The sequence below is a fragment of the Couchioplanes azureus genome, from assembly GCF_014648355.1.
GTDB lineage: Bacteria > Actinomycetota > Actinomycetes > Mycobacteriales > Micromonosporaceae > Actinoplanes > Actinoplanes azureus.
In genome coordinates, this window is record NZ_BMQY01000002.1 from 511,954 (window position 1) to 532,290 (window position 20,337).

The 20,337-nt window shown below is 73.8% G+C and carries 19 protein-coding genes; 8 read left to right on the forward strand and 11 right to left on the reverse strand.

The genetic code is table 11. The annotated features are described in order from the left end of the window. Positions 1–93: 93 nt before the first annotated feature. Positions 94–1,446: a UDP-N-acetylmuramoyl-L-alanine--D-glutamate ligase gene (murD, locus tag IEY99_RS09380; protein WP_189201448.1), complete on the reverse strand. Its 1,353-nt coding sequence runs from the start codon at positions 1,444–1,446 to the stop codon at positions 94–96. A gap of 64 nt (positions 1,447–1,510) precedes the next feature. On the opposite strand from murD, the gene IEY99_RS09385 reads away from it, so the two are divergent. Next, on the forward strand, positions 1,511–2,827 hold the full coding sequence (locus IEY99_RS09385; protein ID WP_505661152.1) for a MurL-like N-terminal domain-containing: 1,317 nt from the start codon (positions 1,511–1,513) through the stop codon (positions 2,825–2,827). Between the two features lie 4 nt (positions 2,828–2,831). Here IEY99_RS09385 and IEY99_RS09390 read toward each other — a convergent pair whose 3' ends face one another. Continuing rightward, complete coding sequence (locus IEY99_RS09390) at positions 2,832–4,256, reverse strand: DHA2 family efflux MFS transporter permease subunit (RefSeq protein WP_189201450.1); 1,425 nt, start codon at positions 4,254–4,256, stop codon at positions 2,832–2,834. Between the two features lie 78 nt (positions 4,257–4,334). Here IEY99_RS09390 and IEY99_RS09395 point away from each other — a divergent pair, with 78 nt between their 5' ends. Beyond that, positions 4,335–5,042, forward strand: coding sequence for a TetR/AcrR family transcriptional regulator (locus tag IEY99_RS09395; RefSeq protein ID WP_229798396.1), 708 nt, complete (start codon positions 4,335–4,337; stop codon positions 5,040–5,042). Between the two features lie 31 nt (positions 5,043–5,073). Here IEY99_RS09395 and IEY99_RS34105 read toward each other — a convergent pair whose 3' ends face one another. Beyond that, the gene (locus IEY99_RS34105) at positions 5,074–7,800 is read right to left on the reverse strand and encodes a hypothetical protein (protein ID WP_229798398.1); all 2,727 of its coding nucleotides are present in this window, start codon (positions 7,798–7,800) and stop codon (positions 5,074–5,076) included. Positions 7,801–7,888: 88 nt separating this feature from the next. Then, positions 7,889–9,007: a MalY/PatB family protein gene (locus IEY99_RS09405; RefSeq protein WP_189201454.1), complete on the reverse strand. Its 1,119-nt coding sequence runs from the start codon at positions 9,005–9,007 to the stop codon at positions 7,889–7,891. A gap of 88 nt (positions 9,008–9,095) precedes the next feature. Between IEY99_RS09405 and IEY99_RS09410 the strand changes: the two genes are divergently transcribed. From IEY99_RS09410 to IEY99_RS09420, 3 genes are read left to right on the forward strand one after another with little or no spacing between them, the layout of a single operon-like run. Beyond that, positions 9,096–9,902 carry a TrmH family RNA methyltransferase gene (locus IEY99_RS09410; protein WP_229798399.1) on the forward strand — a complete coding sequence of 269 codons (807 nt, stop codon included), beginning with the start codon at positions 9,096–9,098 and terminating at the stop codon, positions 9,900–9,902. After that, positions 9,889–10,434, forward strand: a complete 546-nt coding sequence (locus tag IEY99_RS09415) for a GNAT family N-acetyltransferase (RefSeq protein ID WP_189201456.1) — start codon at positions 9,889–9,891, stop codon at positions 10,432–10,434. The genes IEY99_RS09410 and IEY99_RS09415 overlap by 14 nt, the downstream gene beginning before the upstream one ends. Positions 10,435–10,490: 56 nt before the next feature. Beyond that, positions 10,491–11,729: an MFS transporter gene (locus tag IEY99_RS09420; RefSeq protein ID WP_189201458.1), complete on the forward strand. Its 1,239-nt coding sequence runs from the start codon at positions 10,491–10,493 to the stop codon at positions 11,727–11,729. A gap of 20 nt (positions 11,730–11,749) precedes the next feature. On the opposite strand, the gene IEY99_RS09425 is transcribed toward IEY99_RS09420, so the two are convergent. The 3 genes from IEY99_RS09425 to IEY99_RS09435 form a co-directional block, all read right to left on the reverse strand. Then, positions 11,750–12,439: a hypothetical protein gene (locus IEY99_RS09425; protein WP_189201459.1), complete on the reverse strand. Its 690-nt coding sequence runs from the start codon at positions 12,437–12,439 to the stop codon at positions 11,750–11,752. A 168-nt stretch (positions 12,440–12,607) separates the two neighbouring features. Continuing rightward, the gene (locus IEY99_RS09430; protein WP_189201461.1) at positions 12,608–13,723 is read right to left on the reverse strand and encodes an SPFH domain-containing protein; all 1,116 of its coding nucleotides are present in this window, start codon (positions 13,721–13,723) and stop codon (positions 12,608–12,610) included. A 10-nt stretch (positions 13,724–13,733) separates the two neighbouring features. Further along, positions 13,734–14,183, reverse strand: coding sequence for an NfeD family protein (locus IEY99_RS09435; RefSeq protein ID WP_189201463.1), 450 nt, complete (start codon positions 14,181–14,183; stop codon positions 13,734–13,736). 117 nt (positions 14,184–14,300) lie between these two features. On the opposite strand from IEY99_RS09435, the gene IEY99_RS09440 reads away from it, so the two are divergent. Next, the gene (locus IEY99_RS09440) at positions 14,301–15,614 is read left to right on the forward strand and encodes a serine hydrolase domain-containing protein (RefSeq protein WP_189202160.1); all 1,314 of its coding nucleotides are present in this window, start codon (positions 14,301–14,303) and stop codon (positions 15,612–15,614) included. On the opposite strand, the gene IEY99_RS09445 is transcribed toward IEY99_RS09440, so the two are convergent. Continuing rightward, positions 15,611–16,114, reverse strand: coding sequence for a hypothetical protein (locus IEY99_RS09445; RefSeq protein ID WP_189201465.1), 504 nt, complete (start codon positions 16,112–16,114; stop codon positions 15,611–15,613). The two genes, IEY99_RS09440 and IEY99_RS09445, sit on opposite strands and share 4 nt — an antisense overlap. Beyond that, positions 16,111–16,911 (reverse strand): DUF3097 domain-containing protein, encoded by an 801-nt coding sequence (locus IEY99_RS09450; protein ID WP_189201467.1) that lies wholly within the window; start codon positions 16,909–16,911, stop codon positions 16,111–16,113. The genes IEY99_RS09445 and IEY99_RS09450 overlap by 4 nt, the downstream gene beginning before the upstream one ends. A gap of 88 nt (positions 16,912–16,999) precedes the next feature. Between IEY99_RS09450 and IEY99_RS09455 the strand changes: the two genes are divergently transcribed. Together IEY99_RS09455 and IEY99_RS09460 are read left to right on the forward strand one after the other, a co-directional pair. Continuing rightward, entirely contained in the window at positions 17,000–17,782 is a 783-nt protein-coding gene (locus IEY99_RS09455; RefSeq protein WP_189201469.1) for an Rv1486c family protein, read from the forward strand. Then, positions 17,775–18,278, forward strand: coding sequence for an NUDIX domain-containing protein (locus IEY99_RS09460; protein WP_189201471.1), 504 nt, complete (start codon positions 17,775–17,777; stop codon positions 18,276–18,278). Before IEY99_RS09455 ends, IEY99_RS09460 begins: the two co-directional genes overlap by 8 nt. Before the next feature lie 15 nt (positions 18,279–18,293). On the opposite strand, the gene IEY99_RS09465 is transcribed toward IEY99_RS09460, so the two are convergent. Both IEY99_RS09465 and IEY99_RS09470 read right to left on the reverse strand, forming a co-directional pair. Beyond that, positions 18,294–19,430, reverse strand: a complete 1,137-nt coding sequence (locus IEY99_RS09465) for a methyl-accepting chemotaxis protein (RefSeq protein WP_229798400.1) — start codon at positions 19,428–19,430, stop codon at positions 18,294–18,296. 106 nt (positions 19,431–19,536) lie between these two features. Next, positions 19,537–20,283 carry an alpha/beta fold hydrolase gene (locus IEY99_RS09470; protein WP_229798402.1) on the reverse strand — a complete coding sequence of 249 codons (747 nt, stop codon included), beginning with the start codon at positions 20,281–20,283 and terminating at the stop codon, positions 19,537–19,539. Positions 20,284–20,337 lie beyond the last annotated feature (54 nt).

A 20,337-nucleotide genomic window follows, 5' to 3' on the forward strand; every position in this document is an offset into this window, starting at 1 on the left:
GGCGGCTTTCAGCGCCCGGCGGCACCACGAGAAACGCCCTCGCGGAGACGCGAGGGCGTTCGGTGCAGCGGTGAAAATTATGCCCAGAAGCGGTCAGGCGGTGTCGCGGATCGCCTGGGCGAAGACCTCCGAGCGGTGCTCGAAGTTGCGGAAACGGCCGTAGCTGGGCGCGCCCGGGGACAACAGGACCACGCCGCCGGCCGGGGTGAGCGTGCGGGCCAGGCGTACGGCGGCGGGCAGGTCCTCCGCCGGCTCGGTCCGCACACCCGGCAGTCCGGCCAGCTCGGCCAGGATCCGCGGGCCGCTGTCCGGCAACCCGATCACGGTGATGTCCCGGCCGCGCAGGTGCTCCCGCAGCGGCGCGTAGTCCAGCCCGCGGTCCGTGCCGCCGACGAGCACGGTCAGCGGGCGGCCCTCGTACGCGTCGATCGCATGCATGGCCGAATACGGACTGGTGGACAGGGTGTCGTCGACGAAGGTCAGCCCGGACGGATCCTCGATCTCGGCCAGGCGGTGCGGCAGGCCCTCGAACGACTCGACCGCCGCACGCACGTGCTCGGCCTGGGCCACCACATCGACACCCATGCCGTCCAGGACCGCCAGCGCCACACACAGGTTGCGCTCGTTGTGCTTGCCCCGCAGGCGAAGCGCGTCCCGCCGGAACAGCGGCTCGTCGCTGCAGTAGACGAGGCCGTCGCCCTCGACCCGGAACCGCGAGTCGCCGGAGCCGGCCGGGATCGCCGGGAAGCCGTTGAGGTCGCGGACGGCGATCGTCTCGCGGACCAGGCGCTGGTCGGCGCCGTTGACCACGATCAGTTCCGGTCCGTGCGCCAGCAGGTTGAGCTTGTCGCGGTAGTACTCCCGCTCGCCGCCGTGCGCGTCCAGGTGCTCCGGGAAGAGCGCGGTCACCACGGCGACCCGCGGCGAGTCGGTGAGATCGCTGCACTGGTAGCTGGAGAGCTCCAGCACGTACTGCTCCGCCTCGGGCAGGTCCAGCAGCGGCACGCCGATGTTGCCGCCGAAGACGTTCGGGCGCCCCACGCCGGCCAGCAGATGGCTGATCAGCGCCGAGGTCGTGCTCTTGCCCTTGCTGCCGGTGACGCCCACGGTGCGCCGGGCGTGGTCGGCCATCCACAGCGCGCTGCCACCGGTGACCGTCACGCCGCGGGCACGCAGCTCCGCCATCCACGGGTGGGTCTGCGGCACGCCGGGCGAGCGGACCACGACGTCGGCGGCGGCGAGCGCGGGAAACGCGTGGTCGCCGCCGGCCAGGGGCGCCAGCGCGGCCAGCTCGCCCTCCCACGGCACGGAGAGGAAGTTCGCGCTGTCGTCCACCGCCATGATGCGGGACGGCCCGTGCGCGGCGATCGCGATCACGGCGGCCCGGCCCTCACGTCCGGTCCCCCAGACGGCTACGGAACGTCCGCGCAGGTCTGCCAGGCGCACTGGAATACTCCCTCGGTCGAATCGCACTAGTATTGCCCGTCGGTCCAGTGACAGGAGTTCGCGGGTGCAGTTCGACGTCATGCGCTTCCCCTCGTACGCATACGACCCCGCCACCGGGGTCGCGACGTTCGACTACCTGCTCGACGGGCCGGAGCCGGAGTCCTTCACCGAGACGGTCACCTTCCCCGTGCCCGACGGCCGGGACGTGCCGGACACGTTCCTCCGGGTGCTCGACCTGCTGCACGTCGTCGCCGGGGTGAGCTACTACAAGGTCGGCGCGCCCGAGCGCATCGAGGCGCCCACCGCCGTGCCGGCCGAGGCCGCCGCCCTGTTCGACGCCGTCTACAGCCAGGGCCTCGGCGAGTACGCGTACGTGAACCAGCTCCCGTACGTGCTCGACATGACCGTGCGGGTGCCCGCCGTGGCCCCGGCGGCCCCGCCGGTGGACAACTCCGGCGCACGCCCGCTGTCCGCCGTCGGAGGCGGCAAGGACTCCATCGTCACGCTGGAGATCCTCCGCGCCGCGGGCCTCGACCCGGTGCCGTTCTCGGTCAACCCCAACCCGGTGATCGTCGCGGTCAACGCCGCGTCCGGCCTCGCCCCGCTGGCCGCCCGCCGCCGGCTCGACCCGCGGCTGTTCGCGCTGAACGAGGCCGGCGCCCGCAACGGCCACATCCCGGTCACGGCGATCAACTCGCTGATCGCGATCGCCACCGCCACCCTGCACGGGCTCGGCCCGGTGGTGATGTCGAACGAGCGGTCCGCGTCCGACCCCAACCTGATCTGGAACGGTCACCCGATCAACCACCAGTGGTCCAAGGGCGTCGCCGCCGAGGGCCTGCTTCGGGCCGCCGTGACCGCGCACACGGGCCTGACCGAGCCGTACTTCTCGCTGCTGCGCTCGCTGTCCGAGCTGCACATCGCCCAGCTCTTCGCCCGGTTCACCGCGTACGACGACGTGGTCACCAGCTGCAACAAGGCGTTCAAGCTGCACGACCCGACGGCCCGCTGGTGCGGCGACTGCCCGAAGTGCCGCTTCGTGGCCCTCGCCATGGCGCCGTCGATGCCCCGCGAGCGGCTGACCCGCATCTTCGGCCGCGACCTGTTCGCCGACCCCGCGCAGGTCCCGGGCTATCTGGAGCTGCTCGGCATCGACGCGCACAAGCCCTTCGAGTGCGTCGGCGAGGTCGAGGAGTCCCTGGTGGCCCTCACCATGCTCGCCGACGACCCGCAGTGGCGCGACGCTCCGGTGGTCGCCGCGCTGCGCGCCGCCGTCCCGGCCGCGGCGTGGGCGGAGGCATCCCGGGAGTCGGTGCTCACCCCGGGCGGGCAGACCTTCGTGCCACCGGCGTACGCGAAGGCGCTCGCCCAGGCGCTCTGACGGCTCAGACCGGCTCCGGCACCCTTTCCGGTACCGACGGCGCACCGGCGTCCGGCGCCTTGCGCACCGCGCGCAGCGCGTACAGGCTGACCGGCACGCCGACCGCGACCAGGATCGCCGCCACCACCAGGCTGAACTGGTAGCCCTCGAGGTAGCGGTGCAGCTCGCTGCCGGTGGCCGCCTCGGCCCGGTCGGTCAGGATCGCGCCGAGGATGGTGATGCCCAGCAGCCCGAACACCTCCCGGGAGACGTTGAGCATGCCGGACGCGATGCCCGCCCGCCCGGCCGGCAGCGCCCCGACGATGACGTTGTTCAGCGGGACCATCAGTCCACCCCCGACGCCGTAGAGCACGAACCACGGCAGCAGGTCGAGGTAGACGGTGCCCTCGCCGTAGGTGGAGATCCCGGCCACCGCCACGGCCATCAGGGCCAATGCGCCGGCCACCGTCCGGGCCGCGCCGAACCGCACCTCCAGGCGTGGCGCCAGCGTCGCGAACACCGCCATGACCAGCGCCATCGGGACGAACGCGGCGCCCGCCTCGGTGGGGGTGAAGCCGAGCACGCTCTGCAGGTAGATGGCTGTGTAGAAGTAGATGCCGAAGACGCCGAACGCCCACAGGCCCATGGCCAGCAGCCCGCCGCTGAACACCGGCAGCCGCAGGAAGGCCAGGTCCACCATCGGATTCGCGGAGCGTGCCTCGATCAGCACGAACGCCAGGGCCGACGCGGCGGCGATCCCGAAACCGGCCAGGATGGTGCCCGAGGTCCAGCCGCGGGAGTTGCCCTCGATCAGGGCGTACGTCAGGGCGAAGAGCGCCAGGGACGAGGTGGCCAGGCCGGGCAGGTCCAGGCCGCGGGCGGCGCGCCGGCCGGCGGGCAGGCTGAGCGCGGCGAGGACCGCGGTGACGATCCCGATCGGTACGTTGATCAGGAAGATCCAGCCCCACGAGGTGTGCTCGCTCAGCCAGCCGCCGACCAGCGGGCCGATCGCCAGCGCGAGCGCGCCGACCCCACCCCAGACCCCGATCGCCGCGCCGCGCTCGCGCGGGTCCGGGAACAGCTCCGGCAGCAGGGCCAGCGAGGCCGGGGTGAGCAGCGCCGCGCCGACACCCTGCGCGGCCCGGGCCGCGATCAGGATCTCCTGGTCGCCGGCGAGGCCGGCGGCGACCGACGCGACGGAGAACACCGCCAGCCCGGCGAAGAAGGTGCCGCGCATGCCCAGCACGTCGGCGATCCGTCCGCCGGCCAGCAGCAGGCCGGCGAAGACCAGGATGTACGCGCTGGCGATCCATTCCAGCCCGCTGAGACTCAGGTGCAGGTCCCGCTGGATCGACGGGAGGGCCACGTTGACCACGTTGTTGTCCAGGTAGGTCATGAAGGTGCCGAGCGCCACCGCGACGAGCGCCCACCACCGCCGGTTCTTCTCCATCGATTCTCCCTTGTACGAGGTACATGTACGGCGTACATGTACCTCGTACATGAGACCTGTACGTTGTATGGTTGTCAAGTGGCGGTGGAGAGACTCAGCAAGGCGGCCGTGGCCGAGCGGGCGCTGCGCCTCGGCGACGAGGAGGGCCTCGAGGCGGTGACCGTCCGGCGGCTCGCCAAGGAGCTCGGCGTCACCCCGATGGCGCTCTACTGGCACTTCAAGAACAAGGACGAGCTCCTGCTCGGCATCGTCGACCACGCGTTCGCCGGGGTCCGGGCCGACCGCGCCGCCACCGACCCGTGGCCCCGTCAGCTGCGCGCGATGATGGAGACGCTGGTCACGGTGATGCGCGAGCACCCGATCCTGCCGGATCTGCTGATGTCGGTGGAGAAGGACCAGGTGGAGAGCTTCTCCCGGGCCACGGACGACGCGCTCGCCCTGCTCACCCAGGCCGGGTTCACCGTCGAGGAGGGTTACTGGGCGGCGTCGTACCTGTTGCACGGCGCGATCGGCCTGGTCGCCGGGCAGCCCGGCTGCCCGGCCAGGGTCCCGCCCGGCGAGGCGGCCGAGTGGCGCCGCCAGCGCCGGCTGCAGCTGGAGCGCCTGCCCGCCGACCGGTTCCCGATGCTGGTCGCCTTCGCCGAGACGTACCACCGCGAGCCCGACATCGACCGCTACTTCGCATTCGGCGTGGACCTGCTGCTGTCCGCCGTCGAGGCCACCGCCCGCGCAGCGGGGTCTGCGCCCGCCCGCCCGGCCGGGCCCACGGCCTCCGGCGGCCGCTGACCCGTCCGGTCACCCGGGCCGGTCGTGCCGGTCACTCGGGCCGGTCGTGGTGGATCCGTTCGGGCGCGACGCCGAGCTGGTGCAGCGCGAAGGCGGTGGCGGCCAGCATGAGCGGCGGACCGGCCAGGAACACCTCGTGACCCGACCACTCCCCGTAGGCCGCGACCGCGTCGGTGACCAGCCCGGAGGCGTACGGCCCGGCCGGTCCCTCGGAGATCACCGGCACGACGGTGGCCCGCCGCGCCGCCCCGGCGATCGCGGTGATCTCGTCGATGTCGTAGAGCTCCTCGAGGGTCCGCGCGCCCCAGAACAGCACGGCCGAGCGCGGATCACCGGTCTCCGCGAGCTCGGTGAGCAGCGCCTTCAGCGGCGCGATCCCGGTGTCCCCCGCGATCATGAGCAGGTCACGGCCGGACGGCGGCAGGGTCATCCGCCCCTCGGCGCGCCAGATCTTCACCTTGTCGCCGGGCTGCGTACGGTGCACCAGCGTGCCGCTGACCCCGTCCAGCGACTTCGCGCGCACGTGCAGTTCGACGACGTTGTCCCGGCGTGGCGCCCCGGCCAGCGAGTACGGCCGCCACACCCCGGGCAGCTCCGGCACCTCGACCCGCGCGAACTGCCCCGGCCAGTACGGCATCGGCAGGTACGGCCGCAGCCGCACCACGGCGAGGTCCTCCCGGCGCCGCTCGTGCGACACGACCACCGCGGTCCAGGTCACCGGCTGGTACTGCGCCGCCACCATGCCGTGCGCGATCCACTGGTACGCGTGCTGCCAGGTCGACCGCCACGCGTGGTCGAAGTCCTGCCGCCAGCCGTTGGCGGCCATCCCGGCCCGCATCGCCTCGGCCAGCGCCGCGCCGGCGAGCTGCAACTGCTGGGGGGCGACCCCGCACTCGGCGAGCGCCGCACCCAGCCGCCCGAACCCGGCGACCAGCGCGGGCGGCTGGTCGGTGTGCTGCGCCAGCCAGGCCAGCCCCTCGGCGAGCTGCTCGATCTGGGCGAGCGGGCCGCCGGGAATCCTCGCGAACAGGGCGGGCTCGGCCTGCACGAGCGCGGCCCGCAGGCGCGTGGCCACCTCGACCTGCCCGCCGGCCAGCTCCAGGCTGCTGATCAGCAGGCGCTGCACCGCATGCAGCTCGGCGTCGTCGGCCGGGTCCATCCCGTCGACGGGTACGGCGGGACGCCCGGCGACCGGCGGCCGGACCGGCGGCGGCGCGGCGATCGGCGGCACGTCGCCCTGCCACGCCGGGCCGGCGACCCGCGGGCCGCCGACGGCCGGGATGGCGCCGATCGGGTCGGTCGAGGCGCCCGGGATGCCCGCGGCCCACGGGCCGGGCCCGGGTGGATACGGGATGGTGGGGCGCCTCGGCGGGGCGGCGGGCACCGAGCCCGGCGCGGCCGCCGGAAGCCCCGCGGCGGGCGGCACGGCGGGCCCGGACGCGCCCGGCGCCGGCGCGCCCGGTACGGCCGGCCAGGTGCCGGGGACCGGCGGAGGCGCCACACCCGGGGCGACCGGCCGGGTCCCCGGGACCGGCGGCAGCACCGGCAGTGACCCACCCGGAACGGCCGGCGGAACACCGGGAGCGGGCGGGAGCGCGGGCAGCCTCGACCCGGGACCGGTCGCCGGAGTTCCCGGGACGGCGGGCGGCGTCGCCCCGGGACCCGCCGCCGGAGCTCCCGGGACGGCGGGCGGCGTCGCCCCGGGACCCGCCGCCGGAGCGAGCGGAATCGGCGGCAACGCGCCCGGGCCGGCCGGAGTGCCCGGAACGGGCGGCGGCACGGGAAAGCCCCGGACAGGCGGAGGCGTGGGTGCGCCCGGAACGGGCGGGGCCGGACCGGCCGCCGGGGCCGGCGGGTTCACCGGCGGCGCGCCCGGCAGTGGCGTGGCGGACAACGGCCTGGTCGGTGCGGGACGCGTCAGATCCTCCGGCAGCAGATCCATCAGGTGGCCGGGGTCGACGTCGGTGGCCGGGACCCGCGGCGCGGCCGGGTTCTGCCCGGGCCGGACGACGCCGGGTGAGGTGACGCCGGGGGTGCGAGCCTGCGCGGGTCCGTCGGCGTCCGGCGGGGCCGCCGCGGGCGACGCCGCTCCCGGTGACCGGGCCGGAGCCGGGTCCCCGGCACCCGGCGGGGTCGTGTCCGGCGGTGGGGCGCTCGGCGGAGTCGCGGCGGGCAGCAGCGGGCTGATGACGGGCCAGGCGAAGCCCGGGGACGTGGTGCCGGGCACGACCGCCGGAGCCGCCGGTTCGGTGCCGGAGGTGTCCGGGGCCGGCGTGGAGGGAACGGGCCCGCGGGGGGTCGTGCCGGGCACCGGCGCTTGCGGCAGCCGTGGACCGGACGGGACGGGCCCGACCGACGCCCGGAAGCCACCGGCCGTCCCGGCGCCCTGATCGCGCACCGCGCCCAGGTGCTCCGTCTCCCCCGGCTGGGCGATGCCGGGCGCCGACAACTCCCGGAACGGGTGCGCCGACGGCAGCTCCGACCTGCCGGTCGCGTCCTCGCGGACGGGCCACTGCGGATGCAGGATGCTCTCCGGATGCACGGGCTCGCCGGCGCCCTGCTCGCTGCGGGCCTCCCGGTCGCGGCCGTGGCGGTCCCGGTCGCGGTCCTGCTCGTCGCGGTCGTCCCGGGCCCGGCCGGCCAGGGCCGCCGCCGCGTCCCGCTCCCCGGCGGCCGCCGCGTCCGGCGCGGCCGCCCGCAGGCGCATGGCCCGCAGCAGCGCGAGCATGTGCGGGTCGGAACCGGAACCGGATGACACCTGCGCACCTCCGACCGCAGAACGACGCGAACAGTACAACCGTACTGCCGCCCGGCGTGATCCGCCGCCCTACCCGGTGCGCCGCTGGTCAGTGGGCGGCCCCGGCCATGCGGCCCACCGCTTCCTCCAGGATCGCCGGGCTGGTGCCGAAGTTGAGGCGAACGTGCCCGGCGCCGAACGCACCGAACTTCGGGCCCGCCTCCAGCGCCACCCGGCCCCGCTGCAGGAACAGCTCGGCCGGCTCCCGGTCCGCCTGCGCCGCGCGGCAGTCGAGCCAGGCCAGGTAGGTCGCCTCCGGCGGCTGCCAGGAGATCCAGGGCAACCGGGTACGCAGCAGCTCGCCCAGCTGCGTCCGGCGCTCGTCGAGGAAGCCGAGCAGCCCGTCCAGCCACTCGTCGCCCCGGGTGAACGCCGCCACCGTGGCCAGCAGCCCGAAGTGCCCCGTACGCCAGGGGACGTCCGGCGGGAACGACGCCGTCAGCGCGCGGTCGCCGTCTACCACGGCCGCGCACTTGAGGCCCGCCAGGTTGAAGGCCTTGCTCGCCGACACCAGGCTGACGCCGACCTCGGCCGCCCCGGGCAGGCTCAGCAACGGCGTGAAGGTGGCGCCGGGCAGCACCAGCGGGCCGTGGATCTCGTCGCTGACGATCGTCACCCCGTACCGGGAAGCCAGCGTGACCAGCGCGGCCAGCTCGTCGCGGGAATGCACCCGGCCGACCGGATTGTGCGGATTGCACAGCAGATAGGCCGCGGGACGGTCCGCGAAGGCGGCCTCCAGCCCGGCGAGGTCGAGCCGCAGGTCCCCGGTCAGCGGCACCTCGCGCAGCTGCGCACCCGCCTCGGCGACCCAGTGGAAGAACGGCGCGTACACCGGCGGGCTGATCACCACGGCGTCGCCGGGCCGGGTCAGCACCCGCAGCAGCTCCACCGCCCCGACGCCGACGTCCGTGACCGGGGTGACCCTGCCCGGGTCGACGTCCCACCCCCAGCGCCGGGCGGCGAACCCGGCGACGGCGGCACCGAGGTCGGGACCGGCCGCGGCGTAGCCGGTGTCGGAGGCGTCCACGGCGGCGCGGAGCACGTCCGCGACCACGGGCGCGAGCGGCACGTCCAGCTCCGCGACGAACAGCGGCAGGACGTCGTCCGGGTGGGTACGCCACTTCGCGCTGCGCCGCCGGCGAAGGGTTTCGAGCGAATCGACGATCATCGGCCCATCCTCGCCTGCCCGGCCGGAGACCGGGACAGGTGCCGCCCCGGCGCCCGGCCTCGCGCCGGCCGGGTGGCATGCTCCCCGGGTGCCCGACGTCCACCTGATCACCGATCCGTCCGACGAGCGCCTCGGCGACTACCGGTCCCTCACCGACCTCGAACTGCGCACCAAGTGGGAGCCGCCGCACGGGCTCTTCATCGCCGAGGGCGAGCTGGTCCTGCGCCGGGCGCGCCGGGCCGGCTACCGGCCGCGGTCCTATCTGGTCGACGCCAAGCGGGTGGACCAGCTCGACGACCTCGACGACGCGCCGGTCTACGCGGCCACCCCGCAGGTGCTGGAGCAGGCGACCGGCTTCCACGTCCACCGGGGGGTGCTCGCGTCGTTCCACCGGCTGCCCCTGCTCGACGCCGGCGAGGTGCTCGCCGGCGCCCGCCGCGTCGCGATCCTCGAAGACGTCAACAACCACACCAACATCGGCGCCGTCTTCCGCGGCGCGGCGGCCCTCGGCATCGACGCCGTCCTGTTGTCACCGTCCTGCGCGGACCCGCTCTACCGGCGCAGCGTACGGGTGAGCATGGGCGAGGTGTTCGCGGTGCCGTACGCCCGGCTGGAGCCCTGGCCGGACGGCCTGTCCCGGGTCCGCGAGGCCGGTTTCTCGGTGCTGGCGCTGACCCCCGCACCCGATGCCGTGCCGATGCAGCGGCTGGACGCGGCGCAGCGTGCCCGGCCGGCCCTGCTGCTGGGTGCGGAGGGTCCCGGCCTGTCCCGGCACGCCCTGGCCGCGTCCGACGTCCCGGTACGGTTGCCGATGCGCCGCGGCGTGGACTCGCTCAACGTGGCCGCGGCGGCGGCGGTGGCCTTCTGGGAGTTGGGACGCGATGACGACCTCTGAGCTGAAGACCGCGCGGCTCGTGCTGCGCCAGTGGCGCGACGACGACATCCTGCCGTGGGCCGCGATGAACGCGGACCCGGCCGTCCGCGAGCACTTCCCGTCCATCCTGACCTACGAGCAGAGCGCCGGCTCGGCCGCGTCCTTCCGCGACGACCTGGCGCGGCGCGGGTGGGGCTGGTGGGCGCTCGAGGTGGCGGCGACGGGCGAGTTCGTCGGGATGGCGGGCCTCGACCCGGTCGATCCCGGCCTGCCGGTGCGGGGCGTGGAGATCGGGTGGCGGCTCGCCCGCCCGGCCTGGGGCCACGGCTACGCGACCGAGGCCGGGCACGCCTGCCTCGACTTCGGCTTCGACGTGCTGGGCCTGCCCGAGATCCTGGCCGTCACCGCGACCGGCAACGTGCGGTCGCGCGCGGTGATGCACCGGCTCGGCATGACCCGCGACCCGGCCGACGACTTCGACGACCCGACCATCCCCCCGGGCCCCCTGCGGCGCTCCGTGGTCTACCGGATCAGGCGCAGCCGCCCGCACTGAGCCGGACCGTTCTCGGATCGACTCTTCTCATCCCAGACCCTATAGTCAGTTCCATTATGAAACTCAACTCGTTCTGGCGCTGGTGGCTCGCCGGCACGACCAGTCACCTCGGCTCGGCGGTCGGCGGGGTGGCCCTGCCGCTGACCGCGCTGACCGTGCTGGACGCGTCGGCCTTCGAGATGGGCCTGATCACGGCGGCCGGCTACCTCGCCTACCTGGTGATCAGCTTGCCGGCCGGGGTGCTCGTGCAGCGCGTGCCGCTGCGGGGCATGCAGGTCGCCCTCGATCTCGTCCGGGCGCTCGCTCTCGCGTCCATCCCCCTGGCCTGGTGGCTCGACGCCCTGACGGTGCCCCAGCTGGTCGCGGTCGCCCTGGTCGTCAGCTTCGGCAACGTCCTGTTCGACGTGGCGAACCAGACCTTCCTGCCGGAGATCGTGCCGGCCGCGCAGCTGCAGGCGCGCAACAGCCTCAACTCCGGCACGCATGCCGCCACCCAGCTGGGCGGCCCGTCGCTGGGCGGGCTCGCGGTGCAGCTGCTCGGTGCGGTGCCGACGCTGTTCGTGGACGCCGTCAGCTATCTGGTCTCCGCCGCGCTGCTGCGTACCCTCCCGGCCCGGCGGGTGCAGCGACCGGCCGAGCGGCCACCGATGGTCACGATGATCCGCGAAGGCTGGCGCTTCGTGCTCCGGCACCCGATCATCCGACCGGCCATGTGGGACGCCACCGCGACGAACTTCGTCTGCGGTGCGATGCTGGCCCTCTTCCCGTACTACCTGGTGCGGGAGCTGCACGCGTCGCCGTTCATGGTCGGCCTGCTGCTCGCCGCCGACGGCCTGGGCACGCTCATCGGCGCCGCCCTGACCACCCGGTTCACCGACCGGGTCGGCACCGCGCGCGGCCTGATCATCGCGGCCTTCGCCGGCGTGGCCGGCGCGCTCCTCATCCCGTTGGGCACGGGCACCGTCGCTTACCTGGCCTTCGCCGCCGGCAACCTGGTCTTCGCCGGCTCCGGGGTGGTGCTCAGCGTGACCACCCGCACCTACCGGATGCTCGCCAGCCCGCCGGAGCTCCTGTCCCGGGTGATCGCCACGGTCAAGTTCGTCTCCTGGGGCGCCATCCCGCTCGGCGGCCTGCTCGCCGGCGCCCTGGCCGGACCGCTCGGCGCCCGCACCACCCTGCTCGTCTTCGGGGCGCTCACCGTGCTGTCCCCGGTCATCTATCTGTCGAGCCCGATCCGCCGGCTGCGCGACCTGCCGCTCGACGCCGCCCCGACGCGCACCGAAGTCCCGGTGTGAGCCGCGCGACGCATCGTCGCCTAGGCGGGCGGGATCAGGCGGGAGCCGGTCCAGGCAAGACCCATGCCCGCCGCCAGCAGAAGCAGCGCGCCGACCGTCGGGAGTGGGGTGACCGCGGACGAGCCGGCCCCGATGGACACCGCCGCGAGGATGAGCAGCACCCCGTCGGCGGGGTTGACCAGTTTGGAGCGCAGCACCGCCCAGCCGAGCAGCAGCCAGCCGGTACCCATGACGCCCGCGGCCAGCATGGACGCGGTGTGGATCTGCGACGGGGTCAGGCCGGGTCCCGGCGATCCGCCCGCCGGCAACGCCAGCAGCGGCAGCCACAGGAGCGCACCGGCCAGTCCGATCAGCAACCCGGCCACCGCCGGCCGGCGGGTCCGCGACCCGGCCAGCAGGCCCGCCAGCGCGATCATCGCGAGGGTGCAGAGCCAGCCGGCGGCGACCTCCACCACCAGCTGCCCGGCCGGGGCGGACACCCCGACGGCCGACCAGGCGGGCACCCCCAGGGTCGACCAGCCGTACAGCGCCGCGCCCGCGGGCAGGGCCCAGAGGGCGATCCGGGCATATCGGCGCACGGACCAGATCCAGACCGCCTCGCGGACCGGCAGCAGATGGTCGTCGGTGGCCGCCGGGCTCGCGGCGCCGACCCAGGCCGGGGCCACCCGCAACGGGCGGCCACTGGCGGTCTGGTACTGACTGATGCTCATGGCTCCGCCTTGGTGGGCTCAAGCCGAGCGGCCCGGGGGCACCGGTCGGAATCCTGAAACCACCATGGCAAAACCCCGCGCATCGGCGCGGGGTTTTGCGATATTCGCTACGATCCCGCACCCAGCCGGGTGGGGACGGCCGGCCGCCGGGGCGGCCGGCCGGGCGCATCAGGCCCGCTCGGGCTCGCCCGCCCCGTTGTAGTCGGCGGCGCCCAGCGCGGCCGACGGCGGGATCGCCTCCGGCGCGGGCAGCCCCTTGGCGCCGGTGTCGCCGGAGGCCTCCGCCTCCGCCGCCCGGACCTGGGCGTTGACCGCCTCCGCCTCGGCCGCCGCGGCCTGCGCCGCCGCCGCGGCCTCGCGCTCGACCGCGCCGGAGTCGACCGACTCCTGCGGCTTGTCGCCGGCCATGCCGGCCAGGCCGCCGAGGGCGCCGCCGAGGCCCTCGAGGGCCTTGGTCAGCTCGGTCGGCACGATCCAGACCTTGTTCGCCGTCCCGTTGGCGATCTGCGGGAGCGACTGCAGGTACTGGTAGGCGAGGACCTTCTGCGACGGGTTCGCGGTGTGGATCGCGTCGAAGACCGTACGGATGGCCTTGGCCTGGCCCTCCGCCTGCAGGATGCGGGCCTGCCGGTCGCCGTCCGCGCGCAGGACCGCCGCCTGCTTCTCGCCCTCCGCCGTGAGGATCTGGGCCTGCTTGTGGCCCTCCGCGTTGAGGATCGCCGCGCGGCGGTCGCGCTCGGCGCGCATCTGCTTCTCCATCGAGTCGCGGATGCTCGGCGGCGGCTCGATCGCCTTGATCTCGACCCGGGTGACCTTGATGCCCCAGCGGCCGGTGGTCTCGTCGAGGACGCCGGAGAGATGGCGGTTGATCTCCTCGCGGCTGGTCAGGGCCCGCTCGAGGTCGAGCGAGCCGATGACGTTGCGCAGGGTGGTGACCGTCAGCTGCTCGATGGCCTGCAGGAAGTTGGAGATCTCGTACGTGGCGCGCACCGGGTCGACGACCTTGAAGTAGAGCACCGTGTCGATGCTGACCACGAGGTTGTCCGAGGTGATCACCGGCTGCGGCGGGAAGCTGACGACCTGCTCGCGCATGTCGACCTTGGTGCGGACCGCGTCGACGAACGGGACCAGCAGGTTCAGGCCCGGCGACAGGGTGCGCTTGTATTTGCCGAGTCGCTCGACGACGTCCATCCGCTGTTGCGGGACGATGCGGACCGACCGGACCAGCGTGATCACCGCGAACAGCGCGATCACGAAGACGAGTACACCGACAACGACTTCCATGGGTGCCTCTCTAGATATGTGGCGTGTCGTCGCGCCACACGATGGCCGTGGCGCCCTTCACCTTGATGACCCGGACGTGCTCGCCCGGCAGGTATTTCTCGGCCCCGTCGAAGGAACGGGCGGTCCAGAGCTCGCCATCGATCTTGATCAGACCGTGGTCGGCGTCGACCTCCTCGAGCACGGTCGCCTGCGAGCCCTCGATCGCCTCGATGCCGAACGGCGTCTCGCCCGACTCGAGCGCCGGCCGCTGGTGGCGCATGATGACGGGACGGATCGCGCCGACGGAGAGCCCGGAGACGATGGCGAAGACGATGGCCTGCACGAGGATCGGCGCGCCGAGCGCCGCGGCGCCGGCCGCCGCGAGGGCGCCGGCGGCGAAGAAGATGACCAGGAAGGTCGCGGTGAAGGCCTCGGCGATCGCGAGGGCGATGGCGAGGACCAACCAGAGGACGGCTTCCATCCCCTGATCGTGACACGTCCGCGCACGCGGAGCGACACCGCGCCGGCACCATTGCGGCGTAGCCATATCCGATTCCGCGCAGTTGTACCCATGACTCCTCTTCCTGGAAGGCTCACCGTGTCCCTGCTGCCGGAAACCGGCCGACGCGTCACCGAGATCGCCGCCCGCGCGCAGTCCGCGGGCCGGGCGCCGTCCCTGGCGCTGGCGGTGGTCCGCGACCGCTCGCTGCTGCACTTCACCGGCGCCGGCGAGACGCCGCCACCGGATCCGAAGACGCAGTACCGGCTGGGATCGATCACCAAGACGCTGACCGCGACGATGGTCATGCAGCTGCGCGACGAGGGCTTCTTCGCGCTCGACGACCTGCTGTACCGGCACCTGCCGGGCACCCCGGTGGGCGGGCTCACCCTGCGCCAGCTGCTCGGACACGTCTCCGGGCTGCAACGGGAGCCGGACGGTCCGTGGTGGGAGCGCCGTGACGGAGGCGACGTCGAGCAGTTCCTGCGGGAGCTGAGCTTCGACAAGATCGCCGGACCGCCGTTCCGCGGGTACCACTACTCCAACCTCGCGTACGGGCTGCTGGGGGCGGTGCTGGAACGGGTCACCGGTGAGTCCTGGCGGGACCTGGTCGGCAAGCGGGTGCTGGACCCGCTCGGCATGAAGCGCACCACCTACTCGCCCGTCGAGCCGTACGCCCGCGGCTACGTCGTCCACTCCCTCGACGGCACCCTGCACGAGGAGCCCCGGCCGGACGCGGGCGCGATGGCCCCGGCCGGGCAGCTGTGGTCCACGGTGACCGACATGGCCAAGTGGGCCGCGTTCCTCGCCGATCCGGCGCCCACGGTGCTGAGCCGCGAGACCGTCGACGAGATGTGCACGCCGGTGGTGATGCAGGACGAGACCTGGACCGCCGGCCACGGCCTGGGCCCGGAGCTGCACCGGGTCGGCGAGCGGGTGTACGCGGGCCACGGCGGCTCGATGCCCGGCTACGTCTCCAGCCTGCTGGTGCACCGCCCGACCCGCACGGGGGTGGTCGCCTTCGCCAACTCGTACGGCCTGCGCGGCACCTCCATCCGCGCGGTGGCCCTGGAGACCCTGACCGCGGTGCTGGACGCCGAGCCGGCCCCGCCGAGGCCGTGGCGGCCCGCGCCCGCGCCGCAGGGCGAGGCCTCGGAGCTGTGCGGGCGCTGGTGGTGGATGGGCGGCGAGTACGAGATGGTCGCCGACGGCGAGGAACTGGTGATGGCCCCGGTGGGCTACTCCGCACGGGAGCCGTGGCGCTTCGTCCGCGAGGCCCCGGACCGCTGGCGCGGCACGGCGGGCGCCAACGCGGGCGAGCTCCTCGCCGTCCTGCGCTCCGCGGACGGCACGCTGGACAAACTCGACATCGCCACCTTCGTCTTCGCCCGCGACCCCCGCCACCTGGCCTAGAAGTGCCGCCGGACGCCGAACGGCATCAGTTCCTCGTCCCACCCGAGGAACAGGTTCGTCCACTTGTACGGGGCCAGGGTCCGGAACGAGGCGCCCGGCGGCACGATGACCGGCGTCTGCGACCCGACCGCAAGCCCCTCGCGGTTCTTCGTGAACACGAGGAAGCCGTTCTCGCGATGCCCGTCGAGGTCGGTGAGGTCGGTGAGCGGGCAGGACCAGCGCGGCCCGGACCGCGCGACGACCGCCAGCCGGTCGGCGGTGCGCACCAGGTAGGCGATCTCCTGCTGGTATCTGGCCGGTAGGTAACCCAGGCCCAGGCCATACCGGGTGCCGGGCTTGCCCCCGTTGAAGACCCAGACGTCGGGGAGCACGGCGACGGGCCCCACGGTGACGTACTGCGCGTCGGCCGGCACGAGCGAAGCCACCGTCTCGGCCCTGGCCATGGCCGGCACCTCGGCCATCTGGCCGAAGTAGCGCTTGAAGAACCCCGCGATTGTCATGGCTCCGTGACGAAGTCGATGAGGCGTTCCATGGCGTTGATCAGTGGCGTCTCGACGTCCTTGTAGCTTGTCACGCTGCCCAGGATCCGGCGCCACATATCGGCCGGTTCCGCGACGCCGGCCGCCCGGCACACGCCCTCCTTCCAGGGCTGCCCCGGCGGGATCACCGGCCACTCGCGCAGCCCGACCCGCTGCGGCTTGACCGCCTGCCACACGTCCACGTAGGGGTGGCCGGTGACCAGCACGTCGGGGTCGTCGACCGCGGCCACGATGCGGCTCTCCTTGGAGCCGGGCACCAGGTGGTCGACCAGGACGCCGACGCGGCGCCCGCGGGCCGGGCGGAAGTCGCGGATCGCCGCGGCGAGGTCGTCGATGCCGCTCAGCGGTTCCACCACGATGCCCTCGATGCGCAGGTCGTCGCCCCAGATCCGTTCGACCAGCGCGGCGTCGTGGATGCCCTCGACCCAGATGCGGCTGGCCTTGGCGACCTGGGCGCGCACGCCGGCGACCGCCACCGAGCCCGAGGCCGTCCGCCGGCGCTGCGGGGCGGCCGGGGCCGCGGCGGGTCTGCGCAGAGTGACGACCTTGCCGTCGAGCAGGAAGCCGGCCGGGGCCAGGGGGAAGTTGCGGCGCCGGCCGTGCCGGTCCTTGAGCACCACCGCGCCGTACTCGAAGCCGACCACCGCACCGCAGAAACCGGCGTCGGCGTCCTCCACCACCAGGCCGGGCTCGGCGTCCACCTCAGGTATCACCGAGCGGCGCCGCCAATTGCCTGCAAGTACGTCCTCCCCATACATCTGCGCACCGTAACTCGTCCGCGCGGACACGCCGTAACCGACGCTCCGGCCGAGACAACGTCGGCGCGGGGCACGTACCCTTGCTCGCATGTCCCCCGCAGCAGATGCGGCGACCCTCACGGCGCGCCGGTCGACCCGGTTCGTCGCCTGGGTGCGCGCCTGGCGCGCCGGCCTCGTCCCCTTCGACGAGCTGGCCGACGAGATCTCCGGCGACGAGGAGCACCTCGTCGCCGATGCCCCCGGCACCTGGACGGACGTGCCGCTGGGACAGGCGCTGCCGGCGTTCGCGAAGCTGCATCCCGACGAGATCCGCCTGGTGCTGCCGGTGCCCGGCGACCCGCGCGGGCTGCCCGGCCCGGGCGAGCTGACCGGCGCCGCGCTGGTGGCCGGCGAGGCGGTGATGACGCCCGGGTTCGGCGTCGTCCCCGAGGTGCGCCGGCACACGTCGGGCTCCGGGGTCACCTTCGAGACGGTCCGGTGGCGGTTCTTCTCCGTCGCGGAATACCGGCCGGTGTTCCAGATGGGATCCGCGGAGGCCGAGGCCGAGCTGACCCACGCCCTGGCCGAGGCGACCAGCCAGCTGACCCGCCTGGACGTCGCCCAGTGGCGCCCGGAGCTGGCGGGAGCGCTGCAGGCGCTGCGCCGCCCGGAGAGCACCGCGACGCTGCCGCCGGGCTTCGATCCGCGGTCGCGCCGGCTCTTCGCCCGCGCCAGCATCCTGGACCAGGTGCTGGTGCTCGCCGAGCACAACGCCCCCGGCGGCGCCGTCAACGGCTACGAGGCCCAGCAACGGGACGCGGCGCTGCGGCCACTGACGACGGCCTGCCGGCAGGCGCTGGTCGCGGCGTGCAATTCTCCCTTGCATGCCTGATCGTTTCGCGCACTGCACCTTCTGCGGCGCCCGCTTCACCCCCGGCCAGCCGTGGCCCCGGCGCTGCGCGGCCTGCGGGGAGACCAGCTACCAGAACCCGGCGCCGGTCGCCGTCGCGGTCCAGCCGGTGGGCGGTGGCCTGCTCGCCGTCCGGCGGGCGATTCCGCCCGCGCAGGACCGGCTCGCCCTGCCGGGCGGCTTCATCGACGTCGGGGAGACCTGGCAGCAGGCCGCGGCGCGGGAGCTGCGGGAGGAGACCGGGCTGCGGGCCGACCCCGCCGCGGTACGCCTGTACGACGCGCTCAGCGCCCCCGACGGCACCCTGCTGATCTTCGGCCTCTTCCCGGCGCTGGCCGCCGTCACGGAGCTGCCCGAGGCGCCGCCGAACGACGAGACCCACGAGCGGCTGGTGCTGGACGGGCCGCGGCCGCTCGGGTTCGAGCTGCACACCCGGGTGGCCGACCGCTGGTTCGCCCAGGTGGCCGCCGGGATCTAGCCCGAGACGGCCGGATCAGGAGTGGAAGACGGCGGCCAGGTTCTGCAGGCGGGCGGCCGTGCCGGTCAGCTGGCCGACCGAGCGCTGGGTGTCCTCGGCCGCGCCGCGCACCTCGTTGGCCGCCGAGCTAACCGCGGCGATGGCCTGGCTGATCTGCGTGGTGCCGGTGCTGACCAGGCTCGCACCCTGGACCATCGTGCCGGTCGTGGCGGTCTGCTCCTCGATCGCCGCCGAGATGGTGATCTGGTGCTCGGCGATCGCGCCGATGATCGAGGAGAAGCCGCTGACCGCCTCGACCGTCTCGCCGGTGTCGTGCTGGATGCCCTCGATCCGGCGGGCGATCTCCTCGGTGGCCTGGGCGGTCGCCTGGGCGAGCTCCTTGACCTCCCCGGCGACGATGGCGAAGCCGCGGCCGGCCTCGCCGGCCCGGGCCGCCTCGATGGTGGCGTTGAGCGCCAGCAGGTTGGTCTGCGCCGCGATGGCGTTGATCGACCGCAGCACGTCGTTGATCTCCTGGCTGGAGTCGCGCAGCCGGGACACGTTCTCGGTGGCCACGGCGACCCCGGACACCGCCTCGTCGGTCATCCGGCTGACGTCGGAGGTGTTGGTGCTGATCTCCTCGATGGCCACCCGCATCTGGTGGGTGCCGTCGGCGATCGAGCCGACCTCCTCGCTGGTGCGCCGGGCCGACTGCGCCACCGTCTCGAGCTCACCGGCGGTGGCCTCGGCCGCCCGGGTCATGGTGCTGCTGACCTGGTCGAGGGTGCCGGTGGAGGAGTTCAGCTCCGCGACCGCCTGCCGGATGCCGTCGACCGTTTCCTGGAAGCGATCCATCATCGCGTTGTAGGCGACCGCCATCTGGCCGAGCTCGTCCTTGCCGACGACGGGCATCCGCGGCGCGAGGTCGCCCGCGGCCGCATCCTTGATCACGTTCGCGCAGATCTTCAGCACCCGCACCAGGCTCGACACCACCGTCGCCTGCAGGAACAGGACGACCGGCACGACGACCACCGGCACCCACAACGCGAGGCTCGCGACCAGTTCGAGGTCCTCGCGGCCGGACGAGCCCGCGGGCAGGGTCTGCGCGACCGCACCGGCCCGCGACCGGGTGACCACCGAGAGGACCACGAAACCGCCCACGAAGAGCAGCATGGCGACCAAGGTACGGAGCTTGGGCGGCGCCCAATCCAGCACGGTGAGCATGTCCGACTTATCGGCGGCCTAATGCCCGGGTTGAGCCGTTTGTGTGATCTGGGCCTCAGGTCGTCAGAAATTCCTCCATGATCGTCACGAGCCGCACCGGTGTCTCGTACATCGCGTAGTGTCCGGCCTCGGCGATGATCTCCAGCCGCGCGTGCGGATACGTGGTCATCCAGGTGGCCTCCATCGTCGCCGCGCCCAGCGCCGGGTCGTGGGCGCCCACGACGGCGAGCGCCGGGACCGGGCTGCCCTTGACCCGGTCGGTGAGGTCGGCTCGCGCCCAGGCGGACAGGTAGGCACCGAAGGCCGCCGCGGTGGACGACTCCAGGTTCTCCTGGACCATCCGGTCGAGCCAGTGCGAGGAGAGCCGGTTCCCCGTGGTCAGGTCGATGATCGCCCGGCGGTTCGCCGGGTCGCCGGCGGCGCCGTCGAACAGCGCCCAGCCCCGCTCGTCGAAGGGCACGCCGCCGGCCGGGACCGGGCTGATGCCGACCAGGTGGGTGACCCGCTGCGGGGCGTCGGCGAGCACGTGCTGCGCGGCGCTGCCACCCATGGAGTGGCCGGCCACGGCGAACCTGTCCCAGCCGAGGTCGTCGGCGGCGGCCAGGGCATCCCGGCTGATCTCGGCGAGGGTGTGCTCGCCGGCCACGTCCCGGCGGTCGCCGTAGCCGCGGTAGTCCAGGAAGGCCCAGGTGAAGCGCTCGGGATCGATGAGCTCGAGCAGATACCCCCAGCCGCGGGCCGAGCCGAACCAGCCGTGCAGTGCCAGAACGTTGATGGGTCCACTACCCACAGTCGTCACCATGTCCCGCATTATCGCGATCCCGGGGCATGCTGGACAGTGCGGCGGGCCTAACGC

Excerpts from the sequence above, each read along its gene's own strand:
- IEY99_RS09390 (WP_189201450.1), bottom strand. The coding sequence starts at position 4,256 with ATGGAGAAGAACCGGCGGTGGTGGGCGCTCGTCGCGGTGGCGCTCGGC.
- IEY99_RS09405 (WP_189201454.1), bottom strand. The coding sequence starts at position 9,007 with ATGATCGTCGATTCGCTCGAAACCCTTCGCCGGCGGCGCAGCGCGAAG.
- IEY99_RS09415 (WP_189201456.1), top strand. The coding sequence starts at position 9,889 with ATGACGACCTCTGAGCTGAAGACCGCGCGGCTCGTGCTGCGCCAGTGG.
- IEY99_RS09420 (WP_189201458.1), top strand. The coding sequence starts at position 10,491 with ATGAAACTCAACTCGTTCTGGCGCTGGTGGCTCGCCGGCACGACCAGT.
- IEY99_RS09425 (WP_189201459.1), bottom strand. The coding sequence starts at position 12,439 with ATGAGCATCAGTCAGTACCAGACCGCCAGTGGCCGCCCGTTGCGGGTG.
- IEY99_RS09430 (WP_189201461.1), bottom strand. The coding sequence starts at position 13,723 with ATGGAAGTCGTTGTCGGTGTACTCGTCTTCGTGATCGCGCTGTTCGCG.
- IEY99_RS09435 (WP_189201463.1), bottom strand. The coding sequence starts at position 14,183 with ATGGAAGCCGTCCTCTGGTTGGTCCTCGCCATCGCCCTCGCGATCGCC.
- IEY99_RS09445 (WP_189201465.1), bottom strand. The coding sequence starts at position 16,114 with ATGACAATCGCGGGGTTCTTCAAGCGCTACTTCGGCCAGATGGCCGAG.
- IEY99_RS09450 (WP_189201467.1), bottom strand. The coding sequence starts at position 16,911 with ATGTATGGGGAGGACGTACTTGCAGGCAATTGGCGGCGCCGCTCGGTG.
- IEY99_RS09455 (WP_189201469.1), top strand. The coding sequence starts at position 17,000 with ATGTCCCCCGCAGCAGATGCGGCGACCCTCACGGCGCGCCGGTCGACC.
- IEY99_RS09460 (WP_189201471.1), top strand. The coding sequence starts at position 17,775 with ATGCCTGATCGTTTCGCGCACTGCACCTTCTGCGGCGCCCGCTTCACC.
- IEY99_RS09465 (WP_229798400.1), bottom strand. The coding sequence starts at position 19,430 with ATGCTGCTCTTCGTGGGCGGTTTCGTGGTCCTCTCGGTGGTCACCCGG.
- IEY99_RS09470 (WP_229798402.1), bottom strand. The coding sequence starts at position 20,283 with ATGGTGACGACTGTGGGTAGTGGACCCATCAACGTTCTGGCACTGCAC.